The organism is Nonomuraea sp. MTCD27 (assembly GCF_041950495.1).
Taxonomy (GTDB): Bacteria; Actinomycetota; Actinomycetes; order Streptosporangiales; family Streptosporangiaceae; genus Nonomuraea.
In genome coordinates this window covers 691,830-713,253 of sequence record NZ_JBGNUW010000003.1, presented here as the reverse complement: position 1 = coordinate 713,253, position 21,424 = coordinate 691,830, and the positions used below count along the sequence as shown (strand labels likewise).

The following is a 21,424-nucleotide window of genomic DNA, read 5'->3' as shown; positions in this document are numbered from 1 at the left end:
TCGGCACTAAACCGCTCTAGTTGCCGGACTATTCACCGGGCTAGACTCCGCTGTCAATAGGGGCCTCGGAGAAGGAGCACGCGTTGGGCCGACCGACGATCGCCGACATCGCGCAGCGGGTCGGGGTGTCCAAGGGCGCGGTGTCGTTCGCGCTCAACGGGCGGCCCGGCGTCAGCGAGGCGACCAGGGCCCGCATCCTCGAGGTGGCCAGGGAGATGAACTGGCGCCCGCACAGCGCCGCCCGGGCGCTCGGCGGCGCCAGGGCGGAGGCGGTCGGGCTGGTGATCGCCCGCCCGGCCAGCACGCTGGGCGTGGAGCCGTTCTTCGCCCAGCTCCTGTCGGGGCTGCAGGCCCGGCTGTCGGAGCAGCAGGTGGCGATGCACCTGCTCGTCGTGGAGGACTCCGAGGCCGAGATCGAGGTCTACCGGGAGTGGACCTCGGCCCACCGGGTGGACGGGTTCATCCTGGTCGACCCCAAGGTCCGCGACCCGCGCTTCGCCGCGCTGGAGGAGCTGGACGTGCCGGCCGTCGTGCTCGGCGGGCCCGGCGGGCACGGCTCGCTGGCCAGCGTGTGGGCCGACGACCGGGAGGCGATGCTGTCGGTCGTCGACTACCTGGCCGCGCTCGGGCACCGGCGGATCACGCACGTCGCGGGGCTGCCGGGGTTGCGGCACACGCAGCGGCGCATGCGCGCGCTGCGCGACTCCGTCAAGCGGCTCGGCCTGGTGGACGCCGTGTCCGTGCCGACCGACTTCAGCGACGCCGAGGGCGCGGCGGCGACCAGGACGCTCCTGTCCCGGGGCCGCCGGCCGACCGCGATCGTGTACGACAGCGACGTGATGGCCCTGGCCGGCCTTGGCGTGGCGATGGAGATGGGCGTGCGCGTGCCGGACGAGCTGTCCGTCGTGGCCTTCGACGACTCCGTGCTGACCCGGGTCACGCACCCGAGCATCACCTCGCTGTCGCGGGACACGTTCGCGCTCGGCGGGCAGGTGGCCGAGGTCATGCTCGAGGTGATCGCCGATCCGGCGGCCAGGCGCGACGTGAAGACCGCCACCCCCCGGCTGGTCGTCCGGGGGAGCACCGCGCCGCCGGCTCTTGGCAAGGACACTAAAGCGGTTTAGAGTCCAGCCCGTGCCCCATCCTCCCGCGCGGCCCCGCTTCGGGGCCAACCACGTCCCCTCCGCCGGCTGGTTCTACGGCTGGCTCGACGACCCCGCCGAGGCCGCCCGCCGCGACTTCGAGGACCTGGCCGGGATCGGGCTCGACCACGTGCGGATCTTCCCGGTCTGGCCCTGGATCCAGCCCAACCGCACGCTGATCAGGCGGCGCGGCGTGGCCGACCTGCTCGCCGTGATCGACGCCGCCGCCGAGTTCGGCCTGTCGGTGGCGGTGGACCTGCTGCAGGGCCACCTGTCGAGCTTCGACTTCCTGCCGTCGTGGGTGCTCACCTGGCACCGGCGTGGCGTGTTCACCGATCCGGAGGTGCGCGCGGGCCTGGTCACGTACGTGGACACGCTCACCCGCGCCGTCGCCACCCGCGACAACGTGTTCGCGGTGACCCTGGGCAACGAGGTCAACAACCTCTACCCGGCCAGCCCCGCCACCCCCGGTGCGGCCCGGGAGTGGGCCGCCGAGCTGCTCGGCGTCGCCCGCGCCGCCGCCCCCGGCCTGCTCACCCTGCACTCCCTGTACGACGCCACCTGGTACGACCCCGAGCACCCCTTCCACCCGGCCGACAACGTCGACCTCGGCGACCTGACGACCGTGCACTCGTGGGTGTTCAACGGCGTCTCCGCCTTGGACGGCCCGCTCGGCCCCGCCACCGTCACCCACGCCGACTACCTGGTGGAGCTGGCCGCCGCCACCTCGCCCGACCCGGCGCGCCCGGTCTGGCTCCAGGAGGTCGGCGCGCCCCGGCCCGACGTGCCCGAGGCCGACGCCCCCGAGTTCGTCCGCCGCCTGCTGGACGCGGTCACCCCCAACCCGGCCCTGTGGGGCGTCACCTGGTGGTGCTCCCACGACCTCGACCGCTCGCTGGCCGACTTCCCCGAGCGCGAGTACGACCTCGGCCTGTTCACCGTGGACCACCGGATCAAGCCCGCCGCCAGGGAGCTCGCCGCCGCCGCCGGCCGCCCGCACGCCCCCGCCCGGCACCGGCCGGCGCTGGTGTGCGAGGTGGACCTCAGGTCCGAGCCGGAGCGCCGCGCCGAGGTCGCGCCCGGCAGCGCCTTCCACGCCGAGTGGGTGCGGCTGCGCGAGTCCGGCCCGCTCGCCATCGTGCCCGCTGCCCGCGCCGGCGACCCCGCCCACCTCGCGGCCAGGGGGATCGACGCCGTACTCGACCGGCTGTGACCCGGCCATGACGAGGAGCTCAGATCGCCCTGCGAGCACCGTCACCTGGACTCCCTGACCCGCCGAGCCCCGGCACCTCGCCCGGAGGACCCCAGCCACGACCTGAAGCCGGCCACCGTCACGAAGCAGTGGCTTAACGGAGATAGTTGAAAGGCATACGGTTGACCCATGGCTGCGACCCCGGAAACGGTGCACTGGCGCGGCGTGCACCATCTCGCCCTGGTGACCTCGGATATGGACGCCACCGTGCGCTTCTGGCACGGCGTGCTCGACGCCCGCCTCGTCACCACCCTTGCCCTGCCCGCCTTCAAGCACTACTTCTTCGAGGTGGGCACGGGTAACACCGTCGCCTTCTTCGAGTACACCGACCAGCAACTCGACAGCTTCGCCAAGCCCGCCGGCGTGCCGTACGCGAAGGCGGCGCAGTTCGACCACCTGTCCCTGCACCTGCCTGACGAGGACGCGCTCATCCGGCTGCGCGACCGGCTCAAGGCGCACGGCTGCGAGGTGACCGACGTCATCGACCACGGCTTCCTGCGCTCGATCTACTTCAGCGACCCCAACGGCATCGCGATGGAGGCGTCCTGGTGGACGGTCGACCCGACCGGCCGGCCGGTGGACTACGCCGACGAGCGCCTGTTCGCCGACCCCGACCCCGTACCCGCCGTGCGCGAGCTGCGCGACGAGGGCCGGCTGCGCCACACGGTCGCCACCCGCCTGGTGGACGGCATCATCGAGGACCTCCGACGCGAGGGGATCACCCTGGACCCCTGACCCCCTGACCCCCTGACTCCCCTTCGCTCCGGCTGCCGCTCACCCCGCCCGGCGATGTAAAAAATTCTAGACATCACGTCAATGATTCATTACATTGACGGATGTCAAAGATTTTATACATCGCCGATGCGCGGCGCCCTGGCGCGCCCGGCCGCCTCGCAGGGGAGAACATGACCACGTCCCACCCCACGCCCCACCACATCCGGTCGGCCGCCCTGGTGGCGGGCCTCTCGCTCCTGGCCCTGGCCGTCCTGGCGGCGCTGGCCAACTTCGGCGTCCTGGAACGCCTCGTCACGCCCGGCGACGCCGCCAGGACGGCCGCGGACATCCGCGCCGCCGAGGGCCTGTTCCGCTCCGGCGTGGCCGGCCTGCTCCTGGTCGCCGTCCTCGACGTGGTCGCGGCCTGGGCGCTCCTGGCCTTCTTCCGGCCCGCCCACGAGGGCATCGCCACCCTCGCCGCCTGGCTCAGAGCGGTGTACGCGGGCGTGTTCGCCGTCGCCATCGCCCAGCTCGCCGGAGTCCCCGGAGCCGATCCGGCTCAGGCGTCAGCGAAGATCGACACCTTCCACGACATCTGGCAGGCCGGACTCCTCCTCTTCGGCGTCCACCTGGTCCTGCTGGGCCACCTGGCCTACCGCTCGGGCTACGCGCCGCGGCTGCTGGGTGTCCTGCTGGTGATCGCGGGCCTCGGCTACCTCGTCGACAGCCTCGGCGTGATCCTCGTCCCGGGCTTCGCACCCACGGCATCCATGTTCACCTTCGTCGGCGAGGCTCTGCTCATGCTCTGGCTTCTCATAAAGGGCAGAAACATCACCATTTAGCGAAAACAACGGGATTCACGGCCCCAGACCAGAAAGCGCATGGGCGTCACGCTGCAGCTCGGCAGAGGACTTCCTGTCGATCTGACAAAAAGCTAGGGTGGACTCATGCCCGACGACCCATGGCAGCCGCCGCGCATCCTGCTCGCGGTCGACCTGGTGATCCTGACCCTGCGCGACACGCGCCTGCACGTCCTGCTCGTGGAACGCGGCATCGACCCGTTCCGAGGGGCCCTCGCCCTGCCGGGCGGCTTCCTGCGCGACGAGCACGAGGACATCGAGGCGGCGGCGCGGCGCGAGCTGTCGGAGGAGGCGGGGCTGTCCGACGTGCACCTGGAGCCCCTGGCCGTGTACGGCGAGCCGGGCCGCGACCCGCGCGGCCGCGTCGTGTCCGTCGCCTACCTGGCCATCGCCCCCCGCCTGCCGGAGCCGGTCGCCGGCACCGACGCCGCCGCCGCCTCCTGGACTTCCGTGGACGACGCCCTGAGCCCGGGCACCGAGCTGGCGTTCGACCATCGCCGCATCCTCATCGACGGGATCGAGCGCGCGCGTGCCAAGCTGGAGCACACCGCCCTGGCCACCGCGTTCTGCGCCGAGACCTTCACCATCTCGGAGCTCCAGCAGGTGTACGAGGCGGTCTGGGGCGTCCGCCTCGATCCCCGCAACTTCTACCGCAAGGTCCAGGGTGCCCGCGGCTTCATCGTCGCCGGCGGCCCGATGCGCAAGACCCCGAACGGGCGGCCCGCCCGGCTCTTCAAGGCGGGTCCGGTCCACGTCCTCAATCCCCCGATGACTCGGCCTTAGGAGGTCGATGGTCATGATCGTGATCCTCACAGCGCTGGATCTGGAGTATCAGGCCGTCCGCGGGCACCTGACCGACCCGCGCGTGCACCGCCACACCGCCGGCACCCGTTTCGAGCTCGGCCGCCTCGCCGGCGACGGGCGCCGGGTGGCCCTGGGGCTGGTCGGCAAGGGCAACCATCCTGCGGCGGTGATCACCGAGCGGGCGATCGCCGAGTTCTCGCCGTCGGCGCTGCTGTTCGTGGGGGTCGCCGGGGCCCTGTGGCCCGGCATCGGCCTGGGCGACGTGGTGGTGGCCACGCACGTGTACGCCTACCACGGCGGCACCAGCGAGGACGACGGCCTCAAAGCCCGCCCGCGCGTCTGGGAGATCGCCCACGAGACCGACCAGATCGCCCGCCACCTCTACCGCACCGAGACCTGGACCCGCCACCTGCCCGCGGGCGCGGCCGTGCCCGCGGTGCGCTTCGGCCCGATCGCGGCCGGCGAGGTCGTGCAGGACTCCTCGATCTCCGCGCACGCCCGGTGGGTGCGCCAGACCTACAACGACGCGCTCGCGATCGAGATGGAGTCGGCCGGCGTGGCGCAGGCCGCCCATCACAACAGGTCGCTGCCCATGGCCGTGGTGCGCGGCATCAGCGACCGCGCCGACGGCACCAAGACCGCGACCGACGGCCTGAGCTGGCAGCCGAGGGCGGCGGCCAACGCCGCGGCCTTCGCCGTGGCCCTCGCTCAGGAACTGGCCGTGGAGCACGAGAACCATCCGGCGAGCAAGGCGAGGCAGGCGAGAGAGGCGAAGCTCATGACCGACAGCGTGAAGAACGTCGCCCGCGACAACGCCCGGGTGGGCGTGCAGGCCGGGCACATCCACGGCGATGTCACCATCGGCAACCCGTCCCAGACCCAGGCATCCGCCCCGGCCGTCCAGCTCGCCGAGCTGCGCGACCGGCTTGCCCGGGCGCGTAAGGCTCAGGAGGTGGACGAGGAGACGTTCACCGCGGCGGAGGCGGAGATCGCCGTCGCCGCCGAGTCGCTGTCCGAGAGCACCGAGGAGGGCAGGAGCAAGGCGGTGATCGCGCTCAGGAAACTCCGCGGTCTCCTGGCGGACGTGGCGGAGCTGGCGGCGCACGTGTCGGCCGTCATCGCGGCCGTCAGGGGCGTCCTGTGAGCGATTCCCACTCCGGCCCGACCAACCTCGCCACGGACTCGGCGAACGTCGCCGTCCAGGCGGAGGCCATCCACGGGCCGGTCAACGTCTACCAGGTCGAGGCCACCCCCTCACCCGAGGTGACCTTCGCGGCGGGGCTCAATTCGCTGCGCGCCGGGATGGCTCCGGAGGCGCGCGTTCATATCAGCAACGCCGTGGTCAAGGGCAACTACGTCAACGGCCACTCCTGCTTCTACCTGCTGCTGGCCCTGCTCAGCGGACGCACCCTGCAGCAGGTGCCTCCAAAGGAGATCGCCATGCTTCGCCGAGTGCGCGGCGCCGTCAAAAGCGACGACGAATGGGCCGGCGCGATCAAGCTGGTCGACCACCTCCTGACGTCCCGTCCCACGGAGGGCGGGGCTGTCGGCCTGGACCAGGAGCTCCAGCACTTGGCCGACGAGCAGCGCAACGACGTCCTCCAGCACTTGGAGATGTTCCTGGACAGCTCCGCCGAGGACGCCCTCTGGGCGCGCGCCTTCGACGCGGCCAGGAGGGACCGTTACGCCAATGACCGGACGCGCCGGGCCTGGAAGTTCTTCCAGCCGGAGCCCGTCGGCGCACGGGTACGGCCGGCGGACCCCGTCCTCATCGGCCTCGGCACCTGGACCGGAGCTACGGCGACCACCGCGCTGGCCCTGGTGACCGTCGGCTTCATCGGCGCCACGGCATGGCAGCACACCGGGGCGGCGGCGGTGTCCGCCCTGCTGGCTCTCGCGGCGGGCTGCTACGGGAGCGTGCGCAGCGGCGCTGAGTGGCGGTGCAGGAAGGAGCGCCGCCAGGCGAAGGACCACGAGTATCAGCGCCGGCCGGCCGCCACCCCGCGCGGCGACGGTTTCGCGAGCAAGATCGACCACCAGTTCAACCATTATTTCGCGCTGTACACCCCGCACGGCGTGAACAAGGCCCGCTGGCTCTCCGAGACGGCGGGCGTCCGCCGGGCCTTGCGTGACGAGGTCGTCACCATCTACCGGGAGAGCACGGTCAACGCCAAGCAAGTCGCCTGGCTCACCAGATACCTGGTCGCCGACGTCGCGCGGCGCTGGCAGGCGGGCAAGCTGCGGGACTATCGCAAGGAGTTGCGCGTCCCGTTGTCCAGGAAGGCGATGTGCGTGCTCGCCGCGATCGCGGCAGCCGCGGCAGGCGCCTTCCTGGTCTGGAGCGGCGCGCACGTCGATCCGGTCATCGTGTCGCTGGCCGCGCTCGTCGCCATGGCCTCCGTCTGGTGCGCGGCTCGCGTCTGGCTGCGCATCGCCACGGAGCACAAGAGGCACTCCGCCGACAAGGCGGAGAAGAAGATCCTGCTGGCCGGCCGGCAGGCGGCTTTCGACCGGTGGAAGCGCAAACTCGCCGACAGACCGGACGATCTCGAGATGGCCCGCTGGCTGGAGTGCGACCGCAAGGCGCTGATGGAGCAGGCGATGAGCCTCTACCGGCTGAAGCGGCAGGACGTGCTCGCCCACGCCTTCATCGAGGCGCCCGCCACGCCCTCCTACGACAGGGCACGCATCGAGAACGGGCCATGGCGCTATTCGAAGTACAAGATCCTGCTTTTCCTGCTCACCAAGGACGGTGTGCGGCAGTACACCGTGCACCTCGACTTCCAGCAGGCCACCTTCCGCAGCCGGGCACGCACCAACTACCGCTACGACGCGTTCACCTCCGTCCAGGTGGCCCAGACCGACAACGGAGAGAACGTCTTCGAGCTGACGCTGACCAACGGCGATCCGATCAAGGTCAAGGTGACCGATCCACCCACAGACGTCACCAAGCATGAGGACGAGACCCCGCTGGGCGCGTCGCAGAGGACCCTCGACACGGCGGGACTCGACAACGCCCTGCACGTCCTGGAGGGGGTCGCCGCGGAGGGCAAGGAGTGGATCACCTTCGAACGCCGGCGTGAGAAAGTCCGCCTCGCGGAGGTGAGCAAGGCGGTGAACGCCATCTTCGCCTGACGGACCATGACGCGGCTCGGTGACCTGCCGGCCCGCACACCAGCAGGTCACCGAGCCCCAGGCCGGCGCTAGATCCGGAAGAACAGGTTCAGGTACCGGTCGGCGATCGCCAGGTCGCCGCGCACCGTCCCCGCGTTGCTCCGCCCGAACGTCGTCAGCACCATGCTCCCCGCGTCGAACTCGATCACGGCCGGCAGCCCGTCCAGACCGCCCGGGGCGTACGTCATCCCGCCCGGCCCCACCGAGACGTGGAAGTCACCCCCGTTGACGCCGCCCACCCGGATCCCGAGCTCGAACGGCGTCAGGTCCGCCCCCTGCCGGATCGTCGACTGCCACAGCACGAACATGAACGGCACGAGCAGGTCGGCCGCCTCCCCCGAGAGCCCGTGCGCCCGGCCGGTGCCCTGGCGGATGTCCCACGAGTGCACGGCGTAGTCCATGAGCTGCCCGGCCGCGTAGAAGTACGCGGGCAGCGGCCCCATGTAGAAGTGCGGGACGGTCAGCCCGTCCCATTCGTCCTCGCCGAGGTCGCGCAGGATCGCCTGCATCCGGGCGAAGTCCGTCCTGAGCCGGTCGAGCAGCTCCTTCTGCGGGATCCCGCGCAGCGCCACGGCCTGCTCGTTGACCCGGGTCCCCATCCCGGTCAGCCCGTACGCCGTGCCGAGATCGCCCCCGCCCCGGGCGGCGTCGAAGGCCGCGAAGTACCCCTCCGTCGTGTCCACGATGTGCGCGACCACGTCACGCGTCGTCCAGCCCGTGCAGGCGGTCGGAGCCTCCCAGGCCTCCTCGGGCTCGGCCAGCGCGAACAGCCGCTCGGCCTCGTCCTGGACGACCCGCAGGATGGTTTCCTTCCCCGCGTACGAGGTGGCATCCCATTCATTCATGCCGTTCACCTCCTACGGCGAACGACAGACCTCAACGGTTTAAAAGTCAATATTCCCATTGGAGAGAATCCCCTGGGACGGGACCGGGTGCCGGGCGGGCAGGCGGGCAGGTCCCAGGGGATCCCCGCTCATGCGCAGGTGTAGCCGGAGGGCGTCTGCGTGTTGCCGCTCGGGCGGCTGACCTGGAACCCGAAGCTGGTGCTGGCGTTCGGCGCCAGGTTGCCGTTGTAGCCGGCGCTCCTGGCGGTCACGGTCTGACCGCTGACGGTCAGGGTGGCGTTCCACGACCCGGCCAGGGTGTGGCCGGCGGGGAGGGTGAAGGTGACGGTCCAGCCGGTGATGGCCGACGTGCCGGTGTTGGTGACGGTCACGGGCTGGACGACGTAGCCGTTGTTCCACTGGGTCTGCACGGTGCCCGCCGCGGTGCAACCGCCACCGCCGCCGGGACCCTCAGTGGTCGTGAACGTGGCCAGTGGCGAGTTGGCCGACAGGTTCCCGGCCCCGTCGCGCGCCCGCACGTACACCTGGTACTGGGTGTTCGGGGTCAGCCCCGTCAGCGTGATCGAGTTGGTCGTGCTCTGGCCGAGCTGCGTGTCCGTCGTCCCCTGCTCGCGGTAGACGTTGTACCCGGCCAGCCCGCTGCCGCCGGAGTCGGTCGAGGCGGTCCAGGTCAGCGTGGCGGAGTTGGAGGTGACGTTGCCGGAGGTCGGCGTGCCGGGCGTGGTCGGCGGGGTGGGGTCGGTGGGGGTGCCGCCCGCGAGCGCGTCGTGCACGGCGGTGTACGCGGGCTTCTGCTGGTAGCTCTCGTTGTAGATCAGCGCGGCGCCCTCACCGGGGAAGGTGTCCGGCACCCAGGAGTACTTGTCGGTGAAGCCCCAGATCGTCACCCCGGCGCAGGCGGTGACGGCGTTGCAGGCGTTGATGACGTTGCGGTAGTAGGTGGCCTGGGTGGCGTCCTTGGTGGCGTTCCTGGGCGTCTGCATGCGCACGTCGAGCTCGGTGATCCGCACCTGGACGCCGAGGTCGGCGAAGCGCTGGAGGTTCTGCTGCAGGTCGTTCGGGAAGCCGTACTGGATGGACAGGTGGCCCTGGAAGCCCACGCAGTCCACCGGCACGCCCTGCTGGCGCAGCGACGAGACCAGGTTGTACATCGCGGTGCTCTTGGCGTTGATGCCCTCGACGTTGTAGTCGTTGATGCACAGCCGGGCGTTGGAGTCGGCGGCGCGGGCGGCGCGGAAGGCGTCGGCGATGAAGCTCTGGCCCAGCGTGTTGTACCAGAACGACGAGCGCATGCCGCCGTTCTCGTCGAACACCTCGTTCACGACGTCCCACGAGACCACGGCCGGGTTGTTCGCGTAGCGGCCGACGACCTGGCTGATGTGGTTCTGCATGGCCGTGCGCATCGCGGTGGCGCTGAGGCTCTGCACCCAGCCCGGCGTCTGACTGTGCCACACCAGCGTGTGGCCGTGGACCTGCTGGTCGTTCTGGGTGGCGAAGTTGACGATGGCGTCGGCGCCGGAGAAGTTGAACTGGCCCTGGCTGGGCTGGGTGGACTCCCACTTCATCGCGTTCTCGGCGGTCACCTGGCTGAACTCGGTGGCCGCGATGTTGCGGTAGGAGGTCTCATTGGACAGCGGGCTGGTGGCGAGCGCCGCACCGATGAACTTGCCCCGCGCGGCGGCGTGCGTGCGCAGGGACGCGGACGCTTCTGCCGAGACGGCGGGCAGGAGGAAGGTTGCGAGCATCCCCACCAACGTGAGGGCTCTGAGGAGCGAGGACGAATGCACGGACATCTACCTCCGGAGGCAGGCACTCGATTCCGAAAGTTTTCGGCCCCGATAGGACCGCATCGCAGACGGTATTGACATGCTCGTGCACGGTCAATGGCGGCCTCACAACAGTGCTAAAGCAGCAGTTGGAAGGCAGAAACTATCGGCAAGTAGATGAAACTTTCACGGACAACCCACCTGCACGCGGGTCTCTAGCGCGACGTACCTACCGGTCGGTACTGTGATTTATCCGGAATAATCGTCCACTGCGGGAGTTCTGCGCATGTCTCTTTCGCACGCCCAGGTCCAGGCCCAGCTCACCGGCCCCGGCCAGTTGTTCGAGATAGAGGAGATCGGCGACACCGGCGTACGAACATGGAAGCACGCACCCGCCCACTTCCGTGCCCTGCTGGAGACCAGCTGGTTCCACGGCGACCAGGTCTTCCTGGTGTACGAGGACGAGCACATCACGTTCAAGGACCACTTCGCCCGCGCCGCCACCCTCGCCAACCGCCTGGTCGACGAGTACGGCGTGACCAAGGGCGACCGCGTGGCCATCGCCATGCGCAACTACCCCGAATGGGTCGTCTCCTTCTCGGCGGTGCTGGCGGCCGGGGCCATCGCCGTACCGCTGAACGCCTGGTGGACGGAGGCCGAGCTGGCCTACGGCGTGCGCGACTCCGGCGCCAAGGTGCTGATCGCGGACGGTGAGCGCGCGGTCAGGCTGGCCTCGACGGGCGTACCCATGATCGTCACCAGAGGCGAGGCTCCGGCCGGGGCGCGCGCGTTCGACGAGGTGATGGGCGAGATCCCGGCCGACCCGAAGCTCCCCCAGGTCGAGCTGTCCCCCGAGGACCCGGCCACGATCTTCTACACCTCGGGCACGACCGGCAACCCCAAGGGCGCCCTGGGCAGCCACCGCAACCTCGGACAGTCCCCCATGACGGTCGCGTACGGACTCATGCGCGCGACCGCCATGGCCGGCAAGGACCTCTCGGCGGCGGCCGGGACCCGCCGCATCACGCTCCTGACCGTCCCGCTCTTCCACGTCACCGGCTGCTTCTCGGCCATGACGACCACGATGTTCAGCGGCGGCGGCCTGGTGCTGATGTACAAGTGGGACCCCGAGCAGGCCCTGCGGCTGATCGAGCGGGAGCGGGTCAGCGCGATGATCGGCGTGCCGACCAACGCCTGGCAGCTCATGTCCCACCCCGACTTCGGCAAGTACGACCTGTCGTCCCTGACCACCCTCGGCTACGGCGGCGCCCCGGCCCCGCCCAAGCTGCTGGAGCGCATCACCGAGAACCTCCCCAACCGCGCCCCCTCCAACGGCTACGGCATGACCGAGACGACCGCCCTGGCGATCGGCAACGGCGGCGCCGACTACCAGGCCAAGCCCGACAGCATCGGCGTGCCCTCGGCCGTGGTCGACGTGCGCGTGGTGGACCCCATGGGCACCGAGCTGCCGCCCGGCGAGGTCGGCGAGCTGTGCGTACGCGGCCCGAACGTCATCCTCGGCTACTGGAACAAGCCGGAGGCCACCGCGCAGACGTTCGTCGGCGGCTGGCTGCACACGGGCGACCTGGCCAAGATCGACGAAGAGGGCTTCGTCTACATCGTGGACCGGGCCAAGGACATGGTCATCCGGGGTGGCGAGAACGTCTACTGCGCCGAGGTGGAGGCCGCGCTGTTCGAGCACCCGGCGGTCGACGACGCCGCGGTGATCGGCGTGCCGCACGACGAGCTGGGCGAGGAGGTCGGGGCGGTCATCCGCCTGGCCCCCGGCCAGTCGGTCACCACCGAGGAGCTGCAGGCGTTCCTGGCGGACCGGATCGCCAAGTTCAAGATCCCGGTGCACGTCTGGTTCCGGGATGGCGAGCTGCCCCGCAACCCCGGCGGCAAGATCCTCAAGACGCACCTGCGCCGGGAGGTCCTGGGCACCTGACGTGCTCCTCCCCTCGCCTGACATGCTCATCCCGCTCGCCGCCGCCGTGTCCGTCACCGGCGGCGGCGAGCCGGTCTAGCAGCCCAGCCGGCGGCCCGTCCGGCGGCCCGTCACGCACGGAGAGCCGGCGACGCTCACCATGTGACGCCCTTCACAAAGCCCGCGTTCCCCCTGGTGGCAACGGGAATCGCGACCCCTCATTACCTGGCGCGTAATCGCGGCCCCTACCCCCGGCCTGACATCTTTCAGGTGTTCGCACCGAGGCCGACCAAGGAGCCCGAGATGACCGCCCTGACCGTTACCACCGACCGGACGAAGTTCCTGCGCCTCTCGCTGGCCGCCGACGCCGTCATAACCGGCGGCAACGGGCTGACCTACCTCGCCTTCGCCGGCCCCGTGAGCACCCTGCTCGGCCCCGACACGGGCCTGCTGCGCGGGATCGGCGTCTTCCTGCTCGTGTACGGCGCCGCGGTCGGATTCCTGGCGAGCCGCCGGCAGATCAGCGCCGGCGGCACCAGGGCCGTGATCGCCCTGAACATCATCTGGACCCTGGGCAGCGTCGCCGCCGTCGTCACCGGAGCCGCGGAGTTCACCACGATCGGCGCCATCTGGGCCATCGCCCAGGCCCTGGTGGTGGCCGGCTTCGCCGAGCTGCAGATCACCGGCCTGCGCAAGAGCCGCGTCAAGTAACCCGCCGAACCACGTACCGAGAAGGAAACCACCGTGAACCTCATCGACCGTTACGTCGCCTGCTGGAACCAGACCGACCCCGAGGCCCGCGCCAAGGCCGTGGCCGAGCTGTGGACCGAGGACGCCACCTACACCGACCCCCTCGCGGACGTCGCCGGCCACGCCGGGATCGCCGCCGTGATCGAGGGCGCGCAGGGCATGTTCCCCGGCCTGGTCTTCGCCCCCGGCGAGGTGTACGACGCCCACCACCACACCGCCCGCTTCACCTGGCACCTGGGCCCGGCGGGCGGGGAGCCGGTCGCGGTCGGGTTCGACGTGGTGGAGCTGGCCGAGGACGGCAGGATCCGCAAGGCCCTCGGCTTCCTGGACAAGGTCCCGTCCTGACCTTCCCGCAGGCGGCCCCCGGAACGGATTCCGGGGGCCGCTTTCGTGCGCGGGAAATGATTTGCCCCAGACACTACGTCTGTCGGACAATTTCCACTCGTGCTGCCTGGAGTGAGACGCCTTCTTCGTCACCTTTCGCTGGACCTGAGCCCGCTGCGCGATTCGCGCGACTACCGGTTGCTCTTCGGGTCCGGGGTCATCACCATGTTCGGCACGATGATCTCCATGGTCGCGGTGCCGTACCAGATGAAGGAGCTGACGAACTCCTACCTGGCGGTCGGCCTGGTGAGCCTGGCGGAGTTCGTGCCGATGGTGGTGTGCGGGCTGTGGGGCGGCACCATCGCGGACGCGCTCGACCGCCGTAAGATCATCTTTCTGAGCGAGGTGGGCCTCCTGGTGACCTCCGCGGCCCTGATGATCAACGCGATGCTGCCCGAGCCGCAGATCTGGGTCCTGTACGTGATGGGCGCCCTCGCCACCGGCATGGGCTCCCTGCAACGGCCGAGCCTGGAGGCGGCGATCCAGCAGGTCGTCAAGCACGAGCAGCAGAGCGCCGCCGCGGTGCTGTCGAGCCTGCGCTGGAACTTCGGCGCCATCGTGGCCCCGGCCCTGGGCGGCCTCATGCTGACGGCGTGGGGCACGGCGTCCGCGTACGCCCTGGACACGCTGACCTTCGTGCTGTCGCTCGCGCTGCTGTGGCGGGTCAGGTCGATCCCGCCCGCTGCGGACGCCGCGCCCGCGTCGCTCAGCTCGCTGGTCGAGGGCGTGCGGTACGCGGTGGGGCGCCGCGACCTGATGGGCACGTACCTGGTGGACATCGCCGCGATGGTGTTCGCCATGGCGACGGCGCTGTATCCCTTCCTGGCCGACGAGCTGCGGGCGCCGGAGGCGCTCGGGCTGCTCTATTCGGCCGCCGCGGTCGGCGCCCTGATCGCCTCCGTCACCGGCCGCTGGACGGCGCGGGTGCAGCGCCAGGGCCTCGGCGTGATCATCGCGGCCGCGCTCTGGGGCGTGGCGGTGGCCCTGACCGCCCTGGCCCCGAACGTCTGGCTGGTCTTCGTCTGCATCGCGCTCGCGGGCGCCGCCGACATGGTCAGCGGCATCTTCCGCATGACGATGTGGAACCAGACGATCCCGCCGGAGCTGCGCGGCCGCCTGGCCGGCATCGAGCTCCTCTCCTACGCCAGCGGCCCCATGCTGGGCAACGCCCGGGCCGGCCTCATGGCCGACGTCGGCGGCACCCGCTTCTCGCTCGGCGCGGGCGGCCTGCTGTGCGTGGGCGCCGTCCTCGCGCTGGCCGCCGCCCTGCCGAAGTTCCGCCGGTACGACGCCAGGACCAGCGAGCACGCCCTGGCCGAGAAGGCCCGCCGGGAGGTGGCGGCCGAGGCCACCACCTGATCACCGCCGGTCCTCGGCCTCGGCGAACGCCGTGAGCGCGTCGGCGTCGGAATAGACGCTGGTCACGTATTCATCCACCCAGCCCTCGATCCCCTCGAACCCGCTCTCGGCGACCAGCCGCTCCCCCACCTCACGGGCATCGAGCGGGGTGCACCGCAACGTCACCGCCCCGCTCTCCCCATCCAGCAACGCCCACTGCGCCCCATACCGCCCATAAGGCATCCCCACGGACCCGGGATTCACCACCAGCACCCGGTCGGCCAGCCGCACGAACGGCATGTGCGTGTTCCCCACCACCACGGTGTCGGCACTCTCCCCCGCCAGCACCTCACCCCACCGCTCCAGCGAGCTGTCGACGAGGATCATCTCCTCGTCGCTGCGCGGCGTGGCATGCACGAACAACGTCTCGCCCAGCCGCCCCAGCTCCAGCACCTGCCGCTCCGGCAGCCCCGCCAGCAGCGCGACCTGATCCTCCCGCAACCGCCCGGCGGCCCACTGGGACGACGGATAGGGACTCGCCTTCCCTCCGGCCACCTCCACCAGCTCCCGATCGGCGTTCCCGCTCAACCACAGAGCCCGCTCCCCCAGCGAGACCAGCAGGTCGAGCGTCTCCACCGGCATGGGCCCCGGCGAACCCCTCACCCACCCTCCCGCCACCCGTCATACCGCTCCACCAGCTCATCCACCTTCCCCAGGGCCCCTTCGTCCAGCCCCTCCACGACCACCAGCCACTGAGCGTCCTCGGCATCGTCCTCCCCGGCCAGCGTCTCCCGCACCACCCGCGGCACCCCCAGACCCGGAAACCACTCCCCCAACGTCTCAGCGACCTCCTCGGCGTCATCCCTCTCACCGAAAACCAGCAGCAGCGCCATAGAAGCCCTTCTTTTCTTCCCTACCGTGTCTTGACGTTTACCGAGTGTGAGCACAATAGATTGGTAGCGTTGAGCCATGACAGCCGAAGCGGTGATCGTTAGCATGACGCCTTCCTCGCTCCCCGACTGGGTCTTTCCGCCACCGGAGGGCTTCGTAGCAGAAGATCTCGATCACATTCCGGATTTGCCTGCGCACACAGAGTTGATTGATGGAAGCTTGGTCTTCGTGAGCCCCCAGCGACGCTTCCATTCAACGGTCATCCACCGGCTGCGCATCGCATTGGAAGAATTGACGCCCGAAGATCACGAAGTGCTCGGGAACATGACGGTCAAGCTGGGTCCACAGCAGCGCTCAGAGCCCGACCTCATCGTGGTGGGCCCCAACGCACCTGCGGGCCCCGAGGTCACCTGCTTCGATGCCGCGGACGTCGTGCTCGCCGTCGAGGTGGTCTCAAGGGCATCCGAGCTGCGAGACAGGGAGCGGAAGCCTGTCATCAACGCCGAGGCGGGAATCCCGCACTTCTGGCGCATCGAAGAGGTCAACGCCCAGCCCGCCGTCTTCGTCTACGAACTCGACCGGGCCACGAAGTCCTACGGCAGGACCGGCATCCATCATGACCGGCTGAAGCTCACGGTCCCGTTCGACATCGACATCGACCTCACCACGCTCTACAAGAGCCGCACCCGCTAGAAGGGGCCGGCACGGCATCCGCCGCACCGGCCCCCGGAAGACCCGTCAGCCGCGGAGCTGAGCCCCCACCCGATCGGCCGCCATCGCCACAGCCGCGTCCCGGGCCGCCGTGGTCTCCTCGACCGTCAGCGTACGATCCGCCGCCCGGAACCGCATCGAGTAGGCGAGCGACTTGTTCCCCTCGCCCACCTGCTCCCCGGCGTACACGTCGAACAGCCGGATCGACTCCAGCAGCTCCCCGGCCCCGTCGCGCAGCGCCGCCTCCACGTCGGCCACCGGCGTGAAGTCGGGCACGATCAGCGCGACGTCCTGCGTGGCCACCGGGTAGGCGGACACCGCCGGCGTCTCGACCGGCCCCGGCATCACCGCTTCCAGCCGCGACAGCTCCAGCTCCATCGCCGACGTGCGGGCCGGCAGCCCGTACGCCTCGATCGCCCGCGGATGCAGCTCCCCGGCGTGCCCCACCAGCGTGTCGCCCACGTAGAGGGCCGCGCACCGGCCGGGGTGCCAGGGCTCGTGCTGGTCGGCGCTGATGGACAGCTCCACCCCCGCCTCGGCCGCCACCAGCCGGGCGGCCTGCACCGCGTCGGCCCACGAGGCCGCGCGCCCGCCGCCCCACCAGCCGGACCGCTCGAACTCCCCGGCCAGCACCACCGCGACCCGCAGCGGCTGGTCGGGCAGCGCCGCCTCGATCGAGGCCAGCTCCTCGGCGGTCGGTCGCCGCTCTACCCCGAGCACCGGCGCCACCCCGGGCGCGCCCTCGCGCGGCCGGTAGACCGGGCCCGTCTCGAACAGCGCCACGTCCGTGAAGCCGCGCCCGACGTTGCGCACCAGGGTCTTGAGCAGCCCCGGCAGCAGCGTCGTGCGCATCAGCGGCTCGTCCTCGGACAGCGGGTTGGCCAGCCGCATGGCGTGGCGCCGCGCGTCCTCGGCGGGCAGCTGCAGCCGGTCGAAGTCGTCCGCGCTGATGAACGGGTAGCTGAGCACCTCGACGTGGCCGCCCTCGGCCAGCGCCCGGCCGACCCGGCGGCGCAGCCGCTGCGCCTCGGTGAGCCCCGCGCCGGCGGGGGCGGAGGGCAGCACCGACGGCAGGCTCTCGTAGCCCTCCAGCCGGATGACCTCCTCCGCCAGGTCGTTGGGGTCGGTGAGGTCGGGCCGCCAGGACGGCGGCGTCACCGTGATCATGTCGTCGCCGGTGACGGCCAGCCTGGCCGCCAGCGCGCCGCCGGTCACGACCCCGGTCGGGGCCACGCCGCCCTTGCGCACGGCCGGGTCGTCGCCGTCGGTCACGACGCAGCCGACCTGCTCCAGCCGCGCGACCACGGTGTCCTTGGAGTAGGCCACGCCGGCCACCCGGCCCGGGTGGCCCGCCGGGATCGCGATGCGCGCGGGCGACACCTCGACCTCGGCGTGGGTGACCCCGGGCTGCACGGTCGCGCCGCCCAGCTCGGCCAGCAGCTGCACCGCCCGCCACGAGGCGACGAGCGGCAGCTCCCGGTCCACGCCCCGCTCGAACCGCTTGGACGCCTCGGACACGAGCCCGTGCCGGCGCGACTCGCGCGAGATGCCGGTCGCGGAGAAGTGGGCGGCCTCGATGACGATGTCGGTCGAGCCGTCGGAGATCTCGGTCTCCAGGCCGCCCATCGTGCCGGCCATCGAGATCGGCCCCGACTGGTCGGTGATGAGGATGTCGTCGGGGTCGAGCTCGCGCACCACGTGGTCGAGCGTCTCCAGGCGCTCGCCGGCCGCGGCCCGGCGTACGACGATCTCGCCGGTCAGCTTGGCCCGGTCGAACGCGTGCAGCGGCTGCCCGAGCTCCAGCATCAGGTAGTTGGTGATGTCCACGGCCAGGGACACGGGACGCATGCCGGCCCGGGCGAGGCGTACGCGCATCCACAGCGGGCTCTCGGCGGCCGGGTCGAAACCGCGTACCTCACGCAGCACGAAGCGGTCGCACGCCGTCGGGTCGGCGATGGAGGCCGGCCACGACGGGCCGGTCTCGGCGGGGAGCTCGACGTCGGCGGGGTCGCGGAAGTCCACCCCGAACGCCGTCGCCGCCTCGCGCGCCACGCCCCTGATCGACAGCGCGTAGCCGATGTCGGGCGTGATCTCCAGCTCGATCACGTCGTCGCGCAGCCCGAGCAGCTCGACCACGTCGGTGCCGATGGGCGTGCCGGCGGGCAGCACCATGATGCCGTTGTGGTCGTCGCCCAGCCCGAGCTCCCGCTCGGAGCAGATCATGCCCTCGGACATGCGCCCGTACGTCTTGCGCGCCCCGACCTCGAACCCGCCCGGCAGCACGCCCCCGGGCAGCACGACCGGCACCCGGTCACCGGCGGCGAAGTTCGTGGCGCCGCAGACGATCTCGCGCGGCGTCGCCTCCCCCACCTCGACCCTGCAGTGCCGGATCGGCTTCTTGAAGCCGGTCAGCTCCTCGATCTCGAGCACCTCGCCGACGACGACGTTCTTGACGTCGTGGCCGTGCGAAGTGATCGACTCGAGCTTCAGCCCGGCCGCGGTCAGCTTGTCGGCCACCTCGTGGGCGGTCACCGCCGGGAGATCGACATACTCCCGCAGCCAGGAAAGCGGGACCCTCATCAGATCTCCATTCCGAACGGGAGCGTGAAGCGCACGTCTCCCTCGACCATGTCACGCATGTCCTCGGCGTTGTGACGGAACATCAGCGTCCGCTCGATGCCCATCCCGAACGCGAACCCGGAGTAGCGCGAGGGGTCCACGCCGCACGCGACGAGCACGCGCGGGTTGACCATGCCGCAGCCGCCCCACTCGATCCAGCCCTCCGACTTGCAGGTGCGGCAGGGCGGGTTGCCGGGGATCGCCGAGGCGCCGCGGCAGACGAAGCACTTGAGGTCCATCTCGGCGGACGGCTCGGTGAACGGGAAGTAGTTGGGCCGGAACCGGGTCGTGATGCCCTTGCCGAACATCACCTCCGCGAACCGGTCGAGCGTGCCCTTGAGGTGGGCCATCGTCAGGCCCTCGTCCACGGCCAGGCCCTCGGTCTGGTGGAAGACCGGGGTATGGGTGGCGTCGAGCTCGTCGGTGCGGAACGTCTTGCCCGGCGAGATCACGTAGACCGGCAGCTCGCGCTGGAGCAGCGCGCGGATCTGCACCGGCGAGGTCTGGGTCCGCAGCACCATCCCGGAGTTCGTCGAGTCCACGAAGAACGTGTCGTGGTCGGAGCGGGCCGGGTGGTCCTTGGCGATGTTGAGCGCGTCGAAGTTGAACCACTCGCCTTCGAGCTCGGGCCCCTCCGCCACCTCGTAGCCCATCGCGACGAACGCGTCGGCGATGCGCTCCTGCAGCGTGGTGAGCGGGTGGCGGGCGCCGCGCGGCCGCCGGTCCCAGGGCAGGGTGACGTCGACGGCCTCCTCGACGAGCACCCGGGCGTCGCGCTCGGCCTCCAGCTCGGCCTGGCGGGCGGCCAGCGCCTCGTTGATCGCCTTGCGGGCGCCGCCGATGCGCTTGCCGGCCTCGGCGCGGGCGGCCGGGGGCAGGGCGCCGATCTCGCGGTTGGCCAGGGCGATGGGCGAGCGGTCACCCGCGTGCGCCAGCCTGGCCTGCTTGAGTGCGTCGAGGTCGGCGGCCGCCTTGATCGCCTCGATGGCGGCGGCCTCCATGCGGGACACCTCGTCGGCATGCAACGGTGTCACCTCGACGGGGTCGTAGTCAGACAAGAGTGAGCTCCGTATCCAGGGCTTGAGCGGAAAGAGTCTAGTGGGCCCCGCCCACCGGGCCCGAATTCCGCCTCAGACGGCGGCGAAGTCGGGCGTGCCGGTGGGCACGGTAAATCGGAACTCCGCCCCGCCTTCGGGCGCCCGCTGCACGGTGATCGTGCCACCGTGCGCCTCGACCAGACCCTTGACGATGAACAGGCCGAGCCCGGTGCCGCCGCGGCGGCGGCTGTTGCCGCCCCGCCAGAACTGCCTGAAGACGCGCGGAGCCAGCTCGGGCTCGATGCCCTCACCCTCGTCGCGCACCGACACGGCAACTCCCCATCCGACGGACTCGATCTCGATTGTCACGGTTCCGCGCCCGTGACGCACCGCGTTTTCCACCAGGTTACCCAGGATCTGGTCGATCTTGTCCTGGTCAAGCCACATTTCCGGCAGATGGTCGCCCACGATGAGGCGGTAGCGGTCGTCGGTGTCGCCGGCCGCCACCCGGCCCGCGATGAGCCGGCGCGCCCTGGCCGGCAGGTCGACCACCTGGCGGCGCACCTCCAGCCGGCCGGACTCGATGCGCGAGACGTCGAGCAGCTCGGTGATGAGCCGGGTCACGCGGTCGGCGTCGTTGTTGACGGTCTCGAGCATGACGCGCTTCTGCTCGTCGGTGAAGCGGGTCCACTTGGCCAGCAGCGTCGCGGTGAACCCTTTGACGCTGGTCAGCGGCGAGCGCAGCTCGTGGGCCACGGTGGAGACCAGGTCGGCGCGGCTGCGCTCCAGCCGGGCGCGGGCGCCGCCGTCGCGCAGGGTGATCGCGACGCGCTCGACCTCGCCGCCGCGCTCCGGCTCGCGTACGAGCCTGGCCGCGACGTAGAGCTCCTGGCCTCCCGGCAGGTGCAGCGGCCGCTCGGGGACCCGGCTCCTGGACCGCAGCCCGCCCTCGGGGTCGAGCGCCTTCCACCAGTCGCGCCCGTCGTGGTCGCGGAAGGGGAACACGTCATTCATGTGCCTGCCGACGGCGCGCTCCATCGCGACTCCGGTGAGCCGCGCGGCGGCCCGGTTGACGGCCGTCACACACCCATATCGGTCAGCCACGATAAGGCCGTCAGGAAGGTCGTCGATGGCTATCGTGCACGCGGCGGCCACTACTCGCCCGTCGGTGTCTGCGCCGTGCACGACCTCGCCTCCTCCGCCTACAACG

19 protein-coding genes are annotated in these 21,424 nt (G+C 70.8%); 12 read left to right on the top strand and 7 right to left on the bottom strand.

The features are described from left to right. Nucleotides 1–83 precede the first annotated feature (83 nt). From ACBJ59_RS11660 to ACBJ59_RS11630, 7 genes are all read left to right on the top strand, one after another. On the top strand, nucleotides 84–1,124 hold the full coding sequence (locus ACBJ59_RS11660) for a LacI family DNA-binding transcriptional regulator (protein WP_375110161.1): 1,041 nt from the start codon (nucleotides 84–86) through the stop codon (nucleotides 1,122–1,124). A 10-nt stretch (nucleotides 1,125–1,134) separates the two neighbouring features. Further along, on the top strand, nucleotides 1,135–2,355 hold the full coding sequence (locus ACBJ59_RS11655) for a glycosyl hydrolase (RefSeq protein ID WP_375110160.1): 1,221 nt from the start codon (nucleotides 1,135–1,137) through the stop codon (nucleotides 2,353–2,355). Nucleotides 2,356–2,523: 168 nt separating this feature from the next. Next, nucleotides 2,524–3,129, top strand: a complete 606-nt coding sequence (locus ACBJ59_RS11650; protein ID WP_375110159.1) for a VOC family protein — start codon at nucleotides 2,524–2,526, stop codon at nucleotides 3,127–3,129. Nucleotides 3,130–3,299: 170 nt separating this feature from the next. Then, nucleotides 3,300–3,950 carry a DUF4386 domain-containing protein gene (locus ACBJ59_RS11645; protein WP_375110158.1) on the top strand — a complete coding sequence of 217 codons (651 nt, stop codon included), beginning with the start codon at nucleotides 3,300–3,302 and terminating at the stop codon, nucleotides 3,948–3,950. A 105-nt stretch (nucleotides 3,951–4,055) separates the two neighbouring features. Continuing rightward, nucleotides 4,056–4,751, top strand: coding sequence for an NUDIX domain-containing protein (locus ACBJ59_RS11640; RefSeq protein ID WP_375110157.1), 696 nt, complete (start codon nucleotides 4,056–4,058; stop codon nucleotides 4,749–4,751). 13 nt (nucleotides 4,752–4,764) lie between these two features. Beyond that, nucleotides 4,765–5,916: a purine phosphorylase gene (locus ACBJ59_RS11635; protein ID WP_375110156.1), complete on the top strand. Its 1,152-nt coding sequence runs from the start codon at nucleotides 4,765–4,767 to the stop codon at nucleotides 5,914–5,916. Then, nucleotides 5,913–7,907 (top strand): hypothetical protein, encoded by a 1,995-nt coding sequence (locus ACBJ59_RS11630; RefSeq protein ID WP_375110155.1) that lies wholly within the window; start codon nucleotides 5,913–5,915, stop codon nucleotides 7,905–7,907. Before ACBJ59_RS11635 ends, ACBJ59_RS11630 begins: the two co-directional genes overlap by 4 nt. A 68-nt stretch (nucleotides 7,908–7,975) precedes the next feature. Here the strand turns inward: ACBJ59_RS11630 and ACBJ59_RS11625 are convergent, their stop codons facing one another. Further along, on the bottom strand, nucleotides 7,976–8,791 hold the full coding sequence (locus ACBJ59_RS11625; protein ID WP_375110154.1) for a maleylpyruvate isomerase family mycothiol-dependent enzyme: 816 nt from the start codon (nucleotides 8,789–8,791) through the stop codon (nucleotides 7,976–7,978). A 128-nt stretch (nucleotides 8,792–8,919) separates the two neighbouring features. Next, on the bottom strand, nucleotides 8,920–10,536 hold the full coding sequence (locus tag ACBJ59_RS11620; RefSeq protein ID WP_375110153.1) for an endo-1,4-beta-xylanase: 1,617 nt from the start codon (nucleotides 10,534–10,536) through the stop codon (nucleotides 8,920–8,922). Nucleotides 10,537–10,843: 307 nt separating this feature from the next. On the opposite strand from ACBJ59_RS11620, the gene ACBJ59_RS11615 reads away from it, so the two are divergent. The 4 genes from ACBJ59_RS11615 to ACBJ59_RS11600 all read left to right on the top strand — a co-directional run bounded on the left by ACBJ59_RS11615 (nucleotide 10,844) and on the right by ACBJ59_RS11600 (nucleotide 14,977). After that, nucleotides 10,844–12,505 (top strand): class I adenylate-forming enzyme family protein, encoded by a 1,662-nt coding sequence (locus tag ACBJ59_RS11615; RefSeq protein WP_375110152.1) that lies wholly within the window; start codon nucleotides 10,844–10,846, stop codon nucleotides 12,503–12,505. A gap of 282 nt (nucleotides 12,506–12,787) precedes the next feature. After that, on the top strand, nucleotides 12,788–13,195 hold the full coding sequence (locus tag ACBJ59_RS11610; protein ID WP_375110151.1) for a hypothetical protein: 408 nt from the start codon (nucleotides 12,788–12,790) through the stop codon (nucleotides 13,193–13,195). Nucleotides 13,196–13,228: 33 nt separating this feature from the next. Then, nucleotides 13,229–13,579: a nuclear transport factor 2 family protein gene (locus ACBJ59_RS11605; protein WP_364116593.1), complete on the top strand. Its 351-nt coding sequence runs from the start codon at nucleotides 13,229–13,231 to the stop codon at nucleotides 13,577–13,579. Between the two features lie 111 nt (nucleotides 13,580–13,690). Further along, on the top strand, nucleotides 13,691–14,977 hold the full coding sequence (locus ACBJ59_RS11600; RefSeq protein ID WP_375110150.1) for an MFS transporter: 1,287 nt from the start codon (nucleotides 13,691–13,693) through the stop codon (nucleotides 14,975–14,977). On the opposite strand, the gene ACBJ59_RS11595 is transcribed toward ACBJ59_RS11600, so the two are convergent. Then, a complete protein-coding gene (locus ACBJ59_RS11595) occupies nucleotides 14,978–15,619 on the bottom strand; it encodes a metallophosphoesterase family protein (RefSeq protein ID WP_375110149.1) in 642 nt (213 codons plus the stop codon). It lies immediately after the preceding gene. Beyond that, nucleotides 15,616–15,849 (bottom strand): hypothetical protein, encoded by a 234-nt coding sequence (locus ACBJ59_RS11590; RefSeq protein ID WP_364116587.1) that lies wholly within the window; start codon nucleotides 15,847–15,849, stop codon nucleotides 15,616–15,618. Before ACBJ59_RS11590 ends, ACBJ59_RS11595 begins: the two co-directional genes overlap by 4 nt. A 76-nt stretch (nucleotides 15,850–15,925) precedes the next feature. On the opposite strand from ACBJ59_RS11590, the gene ACBJ59_RS11585 reads away from it, so the two are divergent. Beyond that, a complete protein-coding gene (locus tag ACBJ59_RS11585) occupies nucleotides 15,926–16,540 on the top strand; it encodes a Uma2 family endonuclease (RefSeq protein WP_375110148.1) in 615 nt (204 codons plus the stop codon). 45 nt (nucleotides 16,541–16,585) lie between these two features. On the opposite strand, the gene ACBJ59_RS11580 is transcribed toward ACBJ59_RS11585, so the two are convergent. The 3 genes from ACBJ59_RS11580 to ACBJ59_RS11570 all read right to left on the bottom strand — a co-directional run bounded on the left by ACBJ59_RS11580 (nucleotide 16,586) and on the right by ACBJ59_RS11570 (nucleotide 21,399). Continuing rightward, entirely contained in the window at nucleotides 16,586–19,138 is a 2,553-nt protein-coding gene (locus ACBJ59_RS11580; protein WP_375110147.1) for a phenylalanine--tRNA ligase subunit beta, read from the bottom strand. Next, nucleotides 19,138–20,178 (bottom strand): phenylalanine--tRNA ligase subunit alpha, encoded by a 1,041-nt coding sequence (pheS, locus tag ACBJ59_RS11575; RefSeq protein ID WP_375110222.1) that lies wholly within the window; start codon nucleotides 20,176–20,178, stop codon nucleotides 19,138–19,140. The genes ACBJ59_RS11580 and pheS overlap by 1 nt, the downstream gene beginning before the upstream one ends. A 129-nt stretch (nucleotides 20,179–20,307) precedes the next feature. Next, on the bottom strand, nucleotides 20,308–21,399 hold the full coding sequence (locus ACBJ59_RS11570; RefSeq protein ID WP_364116582.1) for an ATP-binding protein: 1,092 nt from the start codon (nucleotides 21,397–21,399) through the stop codon (nucleotides 20,308–20,310). Nucleotides 21,400–21,424 lie beyond the last annotated feature (25 nt).